The 15,749-nt window shown below is 33.2% G+C and carries 16 protein-coding genes, 1 tRNA gene and 1 riboswitch; of the genes, 10 read left to right on the top strand and 7 right to left on the bottom strand.

The features are described 5' to 3' along the window. The first annotated feature begins 126 nt into the window (after positions 1-126). The gene (locus I6760_RS09110; RefSeq protein WP_196594139.1) at positions 127-639 is read left to right on the top strand and encodes a YbjN domain-containing protein; all 513 of its coding nucleotides are present in this window, start codon (positions 127-129) and stop codon (positions 637-639) included. 344 nt (positions 640-983) lie between these two features. Next, positions 984-2,702: a methyl-accepting chemotaxis protein gene (locus I6760_RS09105; RefSeq protein ID WP_196594138.1), complete on the top strand. Its 1,719-nt coding sequence runs from the start codon at positions 984-986 to the stop codon at positions 2,700-2,702. A gap of 235 nt (positions 2,703-2,937) precedes the next feature. On the opposite strand, the gene I6760_RS09100 is transcribed toward I6760_RS09105, so the two are convergent. The 3 genes from I6760_RS09100 to I6760_RS09090 are packed head-to-tail and all read right to left on the bottom strand — an operon-like array spanning position 2,938 to position 6,409. Further along, positions 2,938-3,435, bottom strand: a complete 498-nt coding sequence (locus I6760_RS09100) for a hypothetical protein (protein WP_196594137.1) — start codon at positions 3,433-3,435, stop codon at positions 2,938-2,940. Continuing rightward, positions 3,432-5,393 carry a TonB-dependent receptor plug domain-containing protein gene (locus tag I6760_RS09095; RefSeq protein ID WP_196594136.1) on the bottom strand — a complete coding sequence of 654 codons (1,962 nt, stop codon included), beginning with the start codon at positions 5,391-5,393 and terminating at the stop codon, positions 3,432-3,434. The genes I6760_RS09100 and I6760_RS09095 overlap by 4 nt, the downstream gene beginning before the upstream one ends. Further along, positions 5,390-6,409 carry a methyltransferase gene (locus tag I6760_RS09090; RefSeq protein ID WP_196594135.1) on the bottom strand — a complete coding sequence of 340 codons (1,020 nt, stop codon included), beginning with the start codon at positions 6,407-6,409 and terminating at the stop codon, positions 5,390-5,392. Before I6760_RS09090 ends, I6760_RS09095 begins: the two co-directional genes overlap by 4 nt. Positions 6,410-6,542: 133 nt before the next feature. After that, positions 6,543-6,722: riboswitch (cobalamin riboswitch) on the bottom strand. Positions 6,723-6,856: 134 nt separating this feature from the next. Here I6760_RS09090 and I6760_RS09085 point away from each other — a divergent pair. Then, positions 6,857-7,303: a MarR family winged helix-turn-helix transcriptional regulator gene (locus tag I6760_RS09085; protein ID WP_196594134.1), complete on the top strand. Its 447-nt coding sequence runs from the start codon at positions 6,857-6,859 to the stop codon at positions 7,301-7,303. A 213-nt stretch (positions 7,304-7,516) separates the two neighbouring features. Here I6760_RS09085 and I6760_RS09080 read toward each other — a convergent pair whose 3' ends face one another. Continuing rightward, positions 7,517-7,654: a cupin domain-containing protein gene (locus I6760_RS09080; RefSeq protein WP_196594133.1), complete on the bottom strand. Its 138-nt coding sequence runs from the start codon at positions 7,652-7,654 to the stop codon at positions 7,517-7,519. Between the two features lie 53 nt (positions 7,655-7,707). Between I6760_RS09080 and I6760_RS09075 the strand changes: the two genes are divergently transcribed. The 3 genes from I6760_RS09075 (at position 7,708) to I6760_RS09065 (ending at position 8,935) form a co-directional block, all read left to right on the top strand. Continuing rightward, positions 7,708-8,244: an ECF transporter S component gene (locus tag I6760_RS09075; RefSeq protein WP_196594132.1), complete on the top strand. Its 537-nt coding sequence runs from the start codon at positions 7,708-7,710 to the stop codon at positions 8,242-8,244. A 98-nt stretch (positions 8,245-8,342) separates the two neighbouring features. Beyond that, on the top strand, positions 8,343-8,549 hold the full coding sequence (locus I6760_RS09070) for a hypothetical protein (RefSeq protein ID WP_196594131.1): 207 nt from the start codon (positions 8,343-8,345) through the stop codon (positions 8,547-8,549). A gap of 29 nt (positions 8,550-8,578) precedes the next feature. Continuing rightward, positions 8,579-8,935: a hypothetical protein gene (locus I6760_RS09065; protein WP_196594130.1), complete on the top strand. Its 357-nt coding sequence runs from the start codon at positions 8,579-8,581 to the stop codon at positions 8,933-8,935. 360 nt (positions 8,936-9,295) lie between these two features. On the opposite strand, the gene I6760_RS09060 is transcribed toward I6760_RS09065, so the two are convergent. The 3 genes from I6760_RS09060 to I6760_RS09050 all read right to left on the bottom strand — a co-directional run bounded on the left by I6760_RS09060 (position 9,296) and on the right by I6760_RS09050 (position 12,306). Next, positions 9,296-9,370 (bottom strand) — tRNA-Val (locus I6760_RS09060). A 176-nt stretch (positions 9,371-9,546) separates the two neighbouring features. After that, entirely contained in the window at positions 9,547-11,238 is a 1,692-nt protein-coding gene (locus I6760_RS09055) for a methyl-accepting chemotaxis protein (RefSeq protein WP_196594129.1), read from the bottom strand. 315 nt (positions 11,239-11,553) lie between these two features. Beyond that, complete coding sequence (locus tag I6760_RS09050) at positions 11,554-12,306, bottom strand: hypothetical protein (RefSeq protein WP_196594128.1); 753 nt, start codon at positions 12,304-12,306, stop codon at positions 11,554-11,556. Between the two features lie 701 nt (positions 12,307-13,007). On the opposite strand from I6760_RS09050, the gene I6760_RS09045 reads away from it, so the two are divergent. From I6760_RS09045 to I6760_RS13065, 4 genes are all read left to right on the top strand, one after another. Then, entirely contained in the window at positions 13,008-14,093 is a 1,086-nt protein-coding gene (locus I6760_RS09045) for a response regulator (protein ID WP_196594127.1), read from the top strand. 17 nt (positions 14,094-14,110) lie between these two features. Further along, on the top strand, positions 14,111-14,920 hold the full coding sequence (locus tag I6760_RS09040; protein ID WP_196594126.1) for an STAS domain-containing protein: 810 nt from the start codon (positions 14,111-14,113) through the stop codon (positions 14,918-14,920). Continuing rightward, on the top strand, positions 14,913-15,284 hold the full coding sequence (locus tag I6760_RS09035; RefSeq protein ID WP_231036187.1) for an STAS domain-containing protein: 372 nt from the start codon (positions 14,913-14,915) through the stop codon (positions 15,282-15,284). The genes I6760_RS09040 and I6760_RS09035 overlap by 8 nt, the downstream gene beginning before the upstream one ends. Before the next feature lie 176 nt (positions 15,285-15,460). Then, positions 15,461-15,748, top strand: a complete 288-nt coding sequence (locus tag I6760_RS13065) for an ATP-binding protein (RefSeq protein ID WP_407947314.1) — start codon at positions 15,461-15,463, stop codon at positions 15,746-15,748. Position 15,749 lies beyond the last annotated feature (1 nt).

Raw genomic sequence — 15,749 nt, 5'->3', positions numbered from 1 at the left:
TATAAAAGGTTAATCTGCCTGATATTCATGGCATTAATTGCACTGAATAAGAAAATTGCTTCAAATACCGTAAATGTCACGCAATAAAATAAATTACAAATACATATTACAGGGAGAGATCATTTTATGCCAACAGAAGAAAAACCAGAAAAAAAACAATCTCCAAAAAATACATCATTAAATGAAAAAGCAGAAAAATTTCAAAAATTTCTGGAAGAAAATAATATTAATGTGTTCAGTGAGGAAAATCTGGATGATAATTTAAAAACAGTTGTGTTTCGTTCCCGTATCGAAACAAAAGGACAAATTCTGCCTATGGCTATCATCATCGATACCAGTGTATTTACATTAATCCGTACACAGATCATCTCTGGTGTCACTGCCAAAAAGCAGCAAAAACTAGTAGAATTTTTAAATCAGCTCAACATGGAATACAAAATCTTCAAATATTATTTACAGCCAGATGGCATTATCTTTCTTGATGTCTGCTTACCATTTGTTGAAAAAACCTTCGACAGTAACATGATACAGCTCATGCTCAATATACTGGTACAGCACCTGAATGACACCTATGAAACTATTATGTCCGAAATCTGGAGCCACTCAAAACCAACTGACAAACAATCTACCATAAAATAGGTTAACATACCACCTAAGATTAATAAAAAATAATGTAAATAAAATGCCATTGCTCTTATAATTACAATATAAAAACAATGGCGTTTTATTATATCTGATTTTATCCTATAGTAAAATAATTACCTTACTTTTCTGACAATCCTTATTGTAAATTAATCGGAAGACTTAACATTATAGTGTAAAATTCGCTCAATTTGGCAGGAAAACTATACATAATGTGGAATAAAAATAGAATAGCTTTTAATTTTTATTTAGCAGATATTTCATTATAAGTCCTATACTCAAATTTATGCTTAAATAAAAATTTTAGGTACATAAAATTATATAAACCGGGGGGATACATAATGGGATGGATAAATGACCTTAAAGTCATGTATAAGATAATGATATTATCTGTAATATCAATAGTAATTATGATTCTTGTAGGCTATACAGGCTATGATTATCTGGGAATTGCCAATGATAACATGGGGACAATGTATAAGAATAATCTAGAAGCAGTCCGTCTACTTGGCACTGACAGATTGATTTTACGACGGATGCAGGTCAAGATACTGGAATCAGTCGCTACAAGAAAGCCTGGACGGCCAGAAAGACTACAGGAAGAGTTTCCCGGTGATATCAAAGAATATGAAAAAAGCTGGCAGGAATATGAAAAAATAGCAAAAAATGTATCTGCTACAGATGCCCAGCTGAATACAGAAAAACAAGCATGGCAGGAATATAAGACTATTTATGCAGAAATTTTAGCATTATCTGTTCAAGGGAAAAAAGATGATGCCATGGCTTTATATCAGGAAAAAGGCTATCATGCTATGCAGGTCTTGCGTGATTCAACAGATAGTCTGCAAAAAATTGCAGATACTGATGCCCACAAAATATATGTCAGCAATAATGATAATTATAGTGCTGCCAGCAAGAGTTTGGTAATAAAAGTAACAATAGCATTCTTCATTTTACTGGCAGTCAGCATTTGGATATCGAAAAAACTTACCGACCCGCTTATTAAAATGAGTGAAATATGTCAAAAACTTCATGGAGGAGATTTTCGCAAAGACGATTACAGATTGACACGAACAGATGAATTCGGACAAATTGGAAATGTTCTCATCGATATGCGCAATGAACTAAATAAATTATTTAAAGGTATTGATGATAGAACAAAAAAAATTACGGCAGCTTCTGAGCAGCTTACAGCAAATTCCACTCAATCAGCACAAGCAGCCACACAGGTAGCACAAGCAGTAACTGAAGCTGCAAACAGTACCGAAAAGCAGCAGGAATCTGTCAATAATAGTACTGAATCTATTCAAAAAGTAGTTTCTTCAATTGATAAAATGCGCCAGCAGTCAGTAAAAGTTGTTAGTAAATCTTCCGAAGCAGCAAATCAGGCTGAAATAGGCAGCAAGGAAATTGACAGCTCCGTAGAAAAGATACAGGAAGCAAGACATACTGTTAAAGATTCGGCAGCAATTGTTGATAAATTAGGGGATCGTTCACAGGAAATCGGCCAAATCGTCGATACAATCTCCGGTATAGCCGGCCAAACAAATTTATTGGCATTGAATGCTGCTATTGAAGCAGCCCGCGCCGGTGAACATGGCAAAGGATTTGCTGTTGTTGCTGAAGAAGTAAGAAAGCTTTCAGAACAATCACAGGAAGCAGCCCAGCAAATAGCAGAACTAATAACAGCTATCCAGCAGGATACCGTAAAAGCTGTAAAATCAATGAAGCTCGGACGTGACGCTGTAGGAAATGGTGCTGATTCTGTCGGCAGCCTGCGCAAAATGTTTGAACAAATCAGTGTTCTGGTAAATGAAGGCGCTCAAGAAATAAAACATATGGAAAAAGCTATTGATATTGTTGATAACGATGCTGATAAAATTGCTGATGATGTTCTAAAAATAAGTGACCACGGCAAAAAAGTATCTGGAGAAATGCAGTCAGTATCCGCAGCAACGGAACAGCAGTCTGCCTCTGCTGAAGAAATTGCCGGAGCAAGTGACTCTTTGGCAAAATTAGCCCAGAACCAGCAAGCAGCAATCAGCAAGTTCAAGTTTTAAATAAAATAGGGCTGTCGCATAAATGATGTTGATCTCATAAAGATGTATCAATTGCTATGTGCTTTTCTATCATCTTAAAGATGAATTTGGAAAATGATATTGCATATTTATGAATCAAAATTTATACATGCGACAGTCTTTTTTATAGGCAATGTACAGCAAATTTTAAAGTAAAAAATATATTTTTTGCTTTACCTTAAATAATCCAGGATAAATATACTAATTAATAAACAAGCTATTGTCCTATTTTAGTATCAAGTTTTTCACCAAGATAAATACCACAACTTCCTGTTAATATTTGTATAGCTGCTATTAGAAACTGCAGCCATATAAACTGCTCACCAAAATGGAAAAAATGCAATACTACTGCACTACTCAGATACATCGTCATGGCACGTATCACAGAAGGCAGCGAAATTCTCTTCCACATAGAAGCCTTTAAAACAATTTTATAAGTATATATATATGCGATATTAGTAAGCAATGCCGGAATTATCAATACATAAGCAATAAATGCTCCTTGCAGTAACGCTATAACAGGCAAAAATAAGCTTAACAAGCATGCTCCTTTCAAAAAAGCTATTTTAAAAGAATATATGATACATGCATTAAGCATGGCACCAATAACAAATATACTGATTATTGGTGGTAAAGGAAAAACAAGGCGAAGAGACTGGATAACCGCTGAAACAGCAATAATCAAACTAAGCTTGGTAATTAATGATGTCTTCATAATTTTATCTTGTACCCCATTTCAACCATTATCCCCGGAATAGAAAGAATATCGTCCTTGTGATTAAATATATTTTTTACAGCAACATTTATTGATTGGTTTTTCGTTAAATCCTTTTCACAGTTTATATTCCATATCATATAATTTTTTTGTGTGCTTGTATTGGCATCTGGCTGACAATAATATCCAATATATTCATCCATCCAAATAGCTATGCGCCAATTTTGTACCGGATGAAAAGTCCACTGAGAACTAATCTTATGTCTGGCTCTGTCATATAGTTTTTCATTTGTATCAGAATTAATTGCATTTAAATAAGTATAATTTATATTCCAGTCAAGATTCCTGCCTATTGGCCGATACAAACTAGATTCTATTCCTTGAATTTTTACCCGATCAATATTTTGATATTGTAATTGATTTGAGCTAATCCATACCTGATCAATCATATCTTTTACCCTGCTGGAAAAAAAAGTAACTTTTCCATTAGCATGTTTCCAATCTTTTTCCACAGAAATATCATAAAACATTGATTTTTCCGGTGTCAAATCAGCATTTCCTGCAAGATTAACTAAATTACCATTTTTAACAATATTTAAATTCAAAAATAATTGATTAGGTGACGGCACACGAAATCCTGTTCCTATATTCAATTTATACCGCAAATCCGCTCTAGGAGCATAGGTCAATCCAAGTTTAGGACTTAAATTTGCCTTAAATCTATTACTATCATCCAATCTAAAAGATGAGACCATAAACCAATCAGGAGCCATTTTCCATTCATCCTGCAAAAAAACTCCTGTATAATTAGTCCTTACTGCCGAACCCGAATAAAGTTTCCCACGAAGTATTTTACTAAATTCATTTTCACCAGTCTGTATTCCTGTTCCTTTAAATAACTCTGAACGATAATCACTTCCCCATGTAAAACGGTGCTTATTACTAATATTACGACTGGAGCGGGCTTCAATTCCTGTTAATGTAGTTCGTCCATAAATTGCATTAGTATATTGTCCTGTGCGTCGATTCAGAGTATCGTTAGTTTTATTCCAAATTGAATTATAAATATTTATATATGTATCACATAACTTTTGCTTTTTTTCATAGCTCAAACTATACTGCTGCCGATTATTTTTATTATGTAGATCCGTAAAAATTTTATAATTTTTCAGACCATTAAATATCCCATATTCATGGTTATTTTCCCGCATGTAAGATGTATATAATGAAAAAGTTTCATCCTTTGCTGAATGATAATTTATTCTTGCATTAAAATTGTTACGAGTACCAAAAGGGAAAAAACTAGTTCCATTTTCTTTTGCGAGTAAATTCTTTTTTACATGATTAGCAGAAATATAAAACTCCGTTTTACCTTTAAGCCCTGAACCATAAGATACAGAATAATCATGTGAAGAATGAGCCGTAGTATTATCTAATAATTCATTTATTTCTAATTTTAATTTTTTCTTTTTTCCTTTTTTAGTCACAAGATTAATTACACCACCCAAAGCATCTGCGCCATACATTGCAGCTGCACTGCCACGTACAATTTCTATACGCGAAATATTATCAAGTGGCAATCTTGCCAATTCATAATCAAAATCTGGTTCCGCAGGAATACGCCGACCATCGATAAGAATCATTGAATATCTAGACGAAAATCCTCTAATATTAAGCGTCTGTTTCCCATCATTTCTGCTTATGGCAATTCCTGGTAAACTATCGATAATATCCTGCAGTGTACGGGCATTACGTCTGCTTATATCCTCAGCTGTTATCACTGATACATCAGTAGGTAATATTTTTTTATTTATCGGCGTCTTAGTAGCAGTTACTATTGTTTCTTCAAGAGAAAATGCCGATAGATCTTTTTCTGAAACATCAGTATTTTTTGCCATACAATAGCCTATATTATTTACTAATAAAATTACCAGTATAGTTAATAAATATTTTTTCATATAGCTGTCTTTTTCCCTTCTTTTTGGTACCATTCACCCTGAAGTTTAGCTATTACACCTTTTTGTTCTTTACAAGCCACTGCTTTAAACCCTACTTTTTCCAAATAAGCTCTAAGTTCAGGCTTGGGAGTTAAAATATTGAATCCTGCAAAATTACTGGACAACCAATTAAGAACAGCTTCTTTAGGAGCTGTCAATTCTTTATTGACATTATGGCTTACAAGATAAAGATACGCTTCGTCATTACACGCTTGATATATTTTTTCCAAAAGATTTTGAAGCTGTACTCCCGCAAAATCGAGTACACCAGATGCTATAACTAAATCATATCCTGTTCCTAAATTATCTGTTAAAAAATCGCCCGACAATATAGAAAGCTTTCCAGTTAAGTTTTCTTTCTTTATAAAACTACCTGGTATGTCAGCAACTTCAGGCTTTTCGAAAACAACTCCTTCTGACTGCGGATATTCTTTAATGAATTCTATTGCCATCCTGCCGGAGCCACCCCCTAAATCAAGCAAACGGATTTTTTGTTTCTTGCTAAAAAAAGTTCTAGAAGAAGTCAGCAGCGACTGTACTCTTCCAGTCTTTATTTCCGTATCAGCCAAACGTGCCAGCTCATGAAAATCATAAAATGAAAAAACGGAATTTTTGGCAGCAGTTGCTCCAAACCTTACTAAATCATCTATATTATTAAGATGTGTTTTTTTATCCCAAAACAAAAAATACTCTCCTAAATATAAATGACTGTTTCTCGATAAATAAACTGCTGCTTCATTTTTATTAATATAAAAATGACCTGTTTTATCCAATATTCCCATAGATGTTAACCCCCGCAGCAAATGTCCCAGATTTTCCTTGTCGAAACCCGTTAAATCAGCCACTTTATCAACAGTTTTTGCTTCATCTAAAAAGGAAAATACATCCAAACGAATAGCCGCTAGTAATATCTGGGTTTCCTTTTGCTGTTGCAATATATTAAAAAATATTCTCGGACTGTAATCTGGCATTTTCATAAAATATCTCCTTTTATCATAAATTAGAAACTATTTTGACATAAAAAAAGACTTGACGATCAATTTTGATATGATCAACAAATCTTCATTATAACAAGGCATTGCTAATCTCCTCCCCATCGCTCGCAGGTAAAACGGTGATTTTTATCAGGCAGTTCTCCTGGCTATGGATCATTGCTGTTCATCAAACCTTCCCAGATATATATCCAGTGGTATATTTTGTGATAGCTCCTCATTACAGTGGCGGGACCGCGTTGGCATTTCACCAAACTTCTCTATTAAGCAATAAAGCACCTGATATTATTAAATTTTTTTAGCTGCATAATATTTTTTATGCTTGTATATTAACAATTTATATTGTTTTTGTCAACCAGGGTTACAAATATAGCATAAATTATTTATTAAATTTAACTTGAATCCACAATAAAATATTAATAAAATAGATATATGGATAAAAAAACACAAATTTCATCACAATTAGTAGGCCTTATCGAAACTATTGCAAATAGTAAAATGAAAAAAATGAACTTCGGCAGAGGAATTATATTATATAGGGGGGAAATCCATTTAATAAAAGTTTTAGGTGATTATCCAGGAATGTTCATTTCTGAAATTGCACGTTTTTTTTCTGTATCACGAGCAGTTATTTCCAAAAGCATTGCCAAACTAGAAAAACATGGATTTGTAGAAAAAAAGATCGATATGGACGATAAAAAGAGAATCCGTATCTTTTTAACACCTCTGGGGAAAAAAGCTTTTCTCCAGCACAAAATTTTCCATGAAGAAAAAGATAGTTATATGTTTGATTATTTAAAAACGCTTTCCCCAATGGCACTGGAAAGCATATCAAATTTTTTAGACTACGCACAAAAAATGGTTGATCATCACTTTTAATCTAATACAAAAAACTGTCGCATGAATAGCATTCTCTTATAAAAATGCATACATGTGACAGCATATTTTAGCTGGGAGTAATCTGTTTATTTCATCCAGGATACCTTAGCAGCGGAAATGACAGCATCATTTTGGGCAAATTGCTCCAGACTGCCATCTTTTGCCTGAACACAAACATACTATAAGTCTTCCTTTCCAGCTGTTAATGCTCATTCAGCATGGTACTACCCGGATCATACTTCTTTCCCTTATCGAAAATTCTTCACCATCAACAAAAAATCTGCCGCTGCCATTAGTAATAACATAAAGGTCTTCATTTTCCTTATGGCTGCGGACAAAAGAATTGCCCATACCAGCAGGAAGACAATTAACTGATACTAAACTATTTTAAACGAGGGATTAATATGGATAATAGTAAATTAAAAAACGTTGTTCTTACAGCAATGTTTGCCGCACTTATTTTTTTAGGAACATTTATCATACGGATTCCCATTCCAGCAACCAGCGGCTATATTCATTTTGGTGACGGATTTATTTATGTGGCAGCTATGGTTTTGCCTTTGCCCTTTGCAGCAGCTGCGGGAGCTATCGGGGGTTTTTTATCTGACATGCTGGCAGGATATATGTTTTATGCTCCATGGACAGCCATAATCAAAGCTCTTATGTCCGTAGTAGTTGTCCTTATCTTTCGCCACAGTTTTATAGACAAGAATTTTGTATTCAAAAAAAACATTGGCCGGGCATTGGCCGCCACTGTTTTGGCTGGTATAGTAAATGTAGGCGGCTACTTTATTGTAGAATGTTTTATGTACACACCAGCAGGAGCTTTGGCAAGCGTTCCCATGAACTGCCTGCAGTCTATTTTCGGAGTTGTAATTTTTTTCATCATTTCACCAATTTTTTCACGTATATTAAAAACGCTCTATCCCAATAAAAAATAAAATCTTTACCATTTCAGCTGCAGAAAACTCATACTACATTTCAAACTGCTAAAAACCGGTAGAATTAAAAGGCATCATCAGATAATATTAAAGATGACGTGATAGAAAATGATTCTGAATCAGAAACATCGACTCATAAAGAAATAATGTCACGTATGATTGATAGTTATAGCCATTTTAATGGCATAAAGGATGATGATAGAAAAATGGATTATGAAAAAGAATATTTTAATCGATTAAATCAAGACGTGGTTTCTATAAAAAACGATATGAATTCTATAGAAAAAAATATTAATCTACTATAAATTCCAAATTAAATGACTTTACATCAGAAATGCGTGATAGAGATAATCAACGTCATAATGAAATTATTGCCATGGAATCACGCCTAAGTGATAATATGGTAAATTCAACAAGGCAGTTATTTGCTGATATACAAAACAGAGATGTTAAGAACATAGCTGATCTTCATGGTAGGGATGACCAACGTCATAATGAAATTATCGCTATACAGAAAAGGATGGACTATAATATTGCTGGTATAAAAACGGAAATGAAAAATACTAAGCGGTGGATTATTGGTTTAGTAATTGCTACTAGTCTATCATTTTTAGGAATTGCTATTTCATTAGTTATAGGAATGACAAATATTGTAAATATTATATGGAATTTAATAAAGATAGCGAAATGATTTAATAGATTAAACCAAAAAGCCCAGCATTGGCATAAAACCAGTGTCAGGCTTTTTTTATTTTGTGTAGCTTTACTTTTTTTGTGTATTTAGCGTGATTTTGTCAGCTGGATAATAATTATTGATTGGCATACTTTTGGGCATATTTTATGATAAAAATAAAGTGAATATCAATGGAATATTTTTCACCAGAAAAGTGTAATATTTTTTAAGTAAAAATCAAAACGTAAATATTTACTTACAACAAAAAACCGGCAGAAAAAATCTACCGGTTATCATTTAATTTCTAAGTTTGTTGCCAATTTGTTGCCAAAGACCACTTGGTAAATTACTATAAAATCTTAAATACATTAATTCTATTGGTAGGGTATGGTGGTTTCGAACCACCGGCCTCTTGAATGTGAATCAAGCGCTCTCCCCCTGAGCTAATACCCCATATATCATTAAACCACAATGATATATTTAACAATATGAATATATTATATCACTAACCTTCTTAAAATTAAACTAATAATTATACGCATCTTAAAATATCTGATGTCTTATTACTTATCCGTAAATTTAAGTTTATTCTATATATAGGATATATTCTCTCTTCCCGTTATGTAAAATTAAATTTTAAATTCTGCTGTAATCCCATTGAGTTCTGTAGCCATTTTAGCCAGTGATTCTGCTCCCGAGCTGAGTTCATGAAGACTAGCACTTTGTTCCTGAGCTGATGCTGCTACTGTCTGTGTATTAGCACCTGTATCTTCTGCAACTGCACTAATATTCTGGACGCTGTTAACAACGGACTGCATACCATGAGCAGTTTCGTCTACCGCATGGCTGATCTGTTCAATTCCGCTTTTTACATCATCCAATTTGCCAATAATCGATTTGAACCCCTGCTGTGTCTTATCAGTAGCTGACTTGCCCGCTACCACTTCTTTATTAGCATCTGCAACTACATTTACTGCAAACTGGATATCTGTAGTCATGCGGCCGATAATTCCTTCAATATTGCTCGTTGCTTCAGAACTTTGTTCTGCTAATTTACGTACTTCCTCTGCTACTACGGAAAAGCCTTTACCCGCTTCTCCCGCTCTTGCTGCTTCGATGGCCGCATTAAGAGCAAGTAAATTAGTTTGCCCAGCTATATCACTAATTGTCGTAATAATCTGCTGGATGTCTTCAGATCTTTTCACCAATGATTTAGATACTTTAGTAATATCTCCCATAGTTTTTTCAATGGTAGTATTTTGGCTGACCAGTTTATCTATAAGATGCATCCCTTTATTAGCATCATCAACAGCATCATGGGTAACATTATTTACATGGCTGGTGCTGGCACTCATTTCCTCAGATCTTGCACCTATTTCTTCAATAATAGAAGAAATCTCGGTTATTTCTTTTGTATTTCTTTCCGAACCACCGGCAACATCAGTAATTGTCTTTGCAATATTTTCAGATACCTGCAGCTGTTCTCCAACTGACGATGAAAATTCTTCACTCGAGGCAGCTAAATTATCTGCCTCTCCTTTTACTGAACGAACAATCTTTTTCAATGCATCCTTCATTTCAATTATAGCATTAGCCATATCACCTATTTCATCGTCACGCGTTGCCTGTACATCCGCTGCCGAAAGATCCAGCTTGCTTAATGCCGTAATATTATTCTGCAGATTACTAATTCTACCAACAAGTTTGCGACTATACCAAATAAGAAGAACAATAATAATAATAATTCCTACAACGCAGGAAACTATTATACTAGTAAAAACAGTTACCTGTTTTTGGTTAAGCTGATAAACTAATTCTTGAAGTGTCTTATTTTGCGCCTGCATAGCCTTATCCGAAAGTTCATTTATAGTTTTTGTTTTTTGTATAGTACTTGCCAATAATGGAATATGCATAGAATCACCAGCTTGTTTCAAATTAATTATCTGTTTTATATCGTCAATATATGCTGATGTTGCAGTCTGCAGCTGTTGTCCAGCTTCCTTGCTTTCAGTTGTAGTAACTTCTTCGGTAAATTTTTTTACTTCATTATTACTTTGTTCAAACAGCTTTAATGAATTTTGTGCATACTGTACATTATTATAAGCCATATATCCGCGAAACTCACTTAACCCCTGATGAAAATCATCCTGGGCTTTCTGCAATGCTATAGTCCGCAATACTGGTCCTGATAACATATTTTCATATGCCTTACTACTATTGTTAAAATTATAGAGACTTGCCCCTAATAAAACGACCATCAATAATATTGCAATTCCCATTATTCTCCCTAGTTGGACTCCCAACGACATTCTTGTCTTCATAAATATTTCTCCTTTAATTTCCTATTCAGGCACTAAACTTCTGCCCTTTATAAATAACCGGCAGCTTAAAAATTATAAAAACTTAACTAGCCTCCGGAAAATACCATATTATTTCCATAAAAAAACCTCCATCCATAATAAGGATGAAGGTTTTCAACACTATAGTTAAATAAACTTATCCACTACAAAACTTTACCTTTTATTAAATTAAATTTATTGTCGTCTAATAATTATTCTTAAATTTATTTTGTACCATTAATTCCACTATATAAGATAGCAAATAAACAGCTGCAAATTTTTAAAATTCTTATTATATTATAATATATTATGTTCAATAGGTCTAATAACTGCCAATGTAAGAATATGATTATTTTGGAAATCCACTTCAGTGAATTTTTGCGGTATATAATCATATTCTGCCTGAAAAGCATAATCCACAGACCTATTTAGTAAATATTTCATCATATGCTTAATATGTATATAATCTTCTTCCTGGTTATATACATATTCCCTCATATAATCAGGTATAACACCATAAGCACATATTACCATATAATAACTATCTACTAGGGACACTTTTATCATACGCGGTCCTTTACCACATAAATTTCTTATATATCCCGAGATACAACTGGCAAATTTTTCTTCTTCCGGTCCACGATATGTATCAATATTTTTGAAAATAGCATCATTAAATATTTTTACACTATAAAAATATATTTTTGTTGATTCCACATACGGTCCAAAAAAGTACCAAAAACTTATTTTCTCCCCATAATATTTTTCCAACTTAGGTTTTAAATATTCCAACAACATTTCAATCATAAGATCTGTATATTGATTAATAGAATATATTCGCGTGAACCTATGTTTAAACTCTTCCCACTTTTCCAGGGACGTTTCCATAACACCTATCTGTATTTCCTTTCGACCTATAAACTGTGATAAAAAATACATCTCAGGTAAATTATAATATTTTCTCATTTCATCTACCAGATACATAGGATATGAAATTACTCTTGAATTATTATCCCCATTTTGTCTTTTCGTATTATTCTCCTGCACCATAAAAATCCACCTTTTTTTTAGATACTACCCGCCATTAAAAGCAATTTTTAAGCTCATTTATATTAAATAATAAATAACTAGTTATATTATACATTATGAAGTTACTTACGCAAGCTAATAATTTATATTAGTTTACATTAACTTATATGGTACAAATTATAAAGTTATTATAATTTATTTATATTATGTTTTTATAATATTAGTTCAAGCAAAATTCTGAAATCTATTACATTTTTTTCTTAGCATTTTATCTCATAGAACAATTTATAATATTAGCAATAAGTGTTATACTGTAACTATTAATATTAACAATTTTTTCTACAGTTATTAATCAATATGTTATTATATTAAGTTAATATAAATTACAAAACTATTTTACTATTTTTAATTCTCTATGCTCTTTATATGTCCTTCTAACAAAATAAGTAATCCTTATGTAGATGATAATTTCTTATTATCTACATAAGGATTACTTTCTGCCTATAATAAAAGCTTTACTTTTAAATTATTTTGATATATATTTATTATATATTAAGTATGTTTACAAACAAATAATAATATATTATTATAGGGAATTTACATTATGCTAATGGAAAACCTTTAAAGTTATTAGTCCAAGAAAAATTTACAGAATATTATTTAAAAAAGCTATTTATATTTTACTTAGCATAATATGTAGGAAATGATTTTTAGGAGGAAAAATGTTTTTTACCAAGGAAGAAAAACCCACTATTCTCATTGTCGATGATGCTCCTGATAATCTGACAATTGCCAGGGAAATACTAAAAAATATTTATAAGATCAAAGTTGCTACAAATGGTATAAAAGCTTTATCGATAGCCACAGCTTCTCCACCGGATCTCATATTACTAGATGTTATAATGCCTCAAATGGATGGCTATGAAGTATGCAAACTATTAAAACACCAATCAAAAACTGCTGATATTCCCATAATTTTTCTTACAGCCAAAAGTTCTATTGAAGATGAAGAAAAAGGACTTGCTTTAGGTGCTGTGGATTATATTATAAAGCCCCTCAGTCCTCCTGTATTGTTATCCCGAATCCACAACCATCTTGAGTTAAAACGAACCAGAGACCTTTTAAAAAATAAAAACCAGTACCTTGAAGCAGAAGTGGCCCGTCAAGTCAAGGAAATATCCCTGATTCAAGAAGTTTCCATTGTTGCCATGGCAGCACTAGCTGAAGCACGGGATAATGAAACCGGCTTACACATTCATCGTACTAAAGAATATGTAAAAGAACTTTCATTATATTTAAAACACAAGGGAAAATTTATCGATATATTAACTGATAAAAACATTAATTTAATTGTCAAATCTGCTCCATTACATGATATCGGAAAAGTAGGAATTCCTGATAGCATTTTACTTAAGCCCGGCCGATTAACCACAGAAGAATTCGAAATAATGAAAACACATACTACAATTGGAAAAAATGCTATAAGTCTGGCTGAATCAATGTTAAAAAGGGAATCAGAAAATTTTTTACAATTTGCCAAAGAAATTGCTTTTTGTCATCACGAAAAATGGGATGGCAGTGGCTACCCCAATGGTTTAATAGGCAAAAGCATTCCTCTTTCAGCCAGAATTATGGCTGTAGCAGATGTTTATGATGCTTTGATTAGTACCAGAGTATATAAAAAAGCTTTCCCCCATGCTATGGCTGTATCAATAATAAAAAATGATTCCGGTAAACATTTTGATCCGGTGATCATTGATGCTTTTATTGCACTGGAGAAAAATTTTCAAGCTATTTCTATTCAATAAAAAGGAAGTGTATTATAGTGGATAACATAATTTCTGATAAGTTTTCTGAAAATTTATTGCATGAACAAATTCTTGACCAAATACCGGTCATGGTAATAGCTGTCGATCTCAATATGGAAATAATCTATCTCAACTCGGCTTCCCGTGATATTTTCAACAAATCAACTGACAGTTATAAAGAGCAGCCTTTTCATAAACTCTTCAATATTGCGCCCGACCATGCCGCTTCATCAGTAATAAAGCTGGCAATAGATACCCAGGAAAATCAAACTGGCCGGTCACAATTAACCATTGGTAACAGCAAAATGCCCATAGAAATTTATGCTGTTCCCCTCAAGGACAGCGAGGGAACGATAATAGGCGGTCTTGAATATCTTCTTGATATCACCCAAAGAGTTTCTTTTGAAAAAAAGCTTCAGGAACAAAGTCATACTATTAAGGAAATTTCCACGCCTGCCCTTACATTATGGGATGGAGTACTAGTTCTGCCTGTCATTGGAATTATTGATTCATTAAGAGCCCAGCACATGATGGATACTATGCTGGAAAAAATAATGGAAACTGCGGCCAAGGTAATCATTCTTGACATACAAGGTGTACCCGCCGTTGATACTGCTGTAGCCAATCATCTTATAAAAATAACAAAGGCGACCTCATTAATGGGCTGTCAATGTATTCTATCAGGTATTTCACCCGCAGTTGCCCAAGCTATTGTTCAGCTGGGAATAGACATGGGTAATATCAAAACAAATTCTTCTTTGAAAAATTCCCTTAGCGATGCCTTTTCCATCCTAAATTTAAAAATTACTGCCAATGAAAATGAATAAGGCAGACCGCAGTATTCCACTTGCTATAAGTAAAATCGAAAATTATCTTATAGTAGCTGTTCAGGAATGCAGTGATGATAATACACTTTTACTTCACAAAAAAGCTATTTTACAACACAAATATTTAGAAAACACTAAAGGACTGATATTGGATTTCAACGCGGTTCATGTTCTTGACTCTTTTGCTTGTGATATTTTCATAAAAATCACTAAAAGCCTGCAGTTAATGCATATTCCTGTTATCTGGACCTCACTAAATCCCGGAATTGTATCGTCTTTAGTGGACATTGAAGTTGATATTAAAAATATTTATGCTGCCAGAACAATGGAAGACGCTTTAAATTTATTGAAAAAGATGTCATAATTAATGTAACTCTATATTTAAAAAGAGGTGCAGGAAAGATTCTGAAATACAAAGCAATTGCCACATTAGAAGAACATTTTTTCACCCTATCCCATTATGATGATAACCACAGAGTAGTACTTACTGCCAAACAGCTGGCCGTTACCGCTGGTTTTAATAATACTGACAGTGTTCTTATAGCTACTGCCGCCTCTGAACTATCCACCAATATTCTGCGCTACGCTACAACAGGCGAAATAATCCTGCGCATTATTTCAACCGCAGAAACAATTGGTATAGAAATAATTGCCAGTGATAAAGGACCTGGGATACCCGATATAAAAATGGCTTTAAAGGATAATTTTACTACAACAAATAAAAGTCTAGGCATGGGACTGCCAAGTGTAAAAAGAATCATGGATGACTTTATTATTGATTCACATTTAGGAAAAGGAACTTATATTTTAACAAGAAAATGGAAGTGAG

This window comes from Pectinatus sottacetonis (assembly GCF_015732155.1).
Classification (GTDB): domain Bacteria; phylum Bacillota; class Negativicutes; order Selenomonadales; family Selenomonadaceae; genus Pectinatus; species Pectinatus sottacetonis.
The sequence above is the reverse complement of the archived record's forward strand: the minus strand, read 5'-3'. Positions and strand labels throughout refer to the sequence as shown.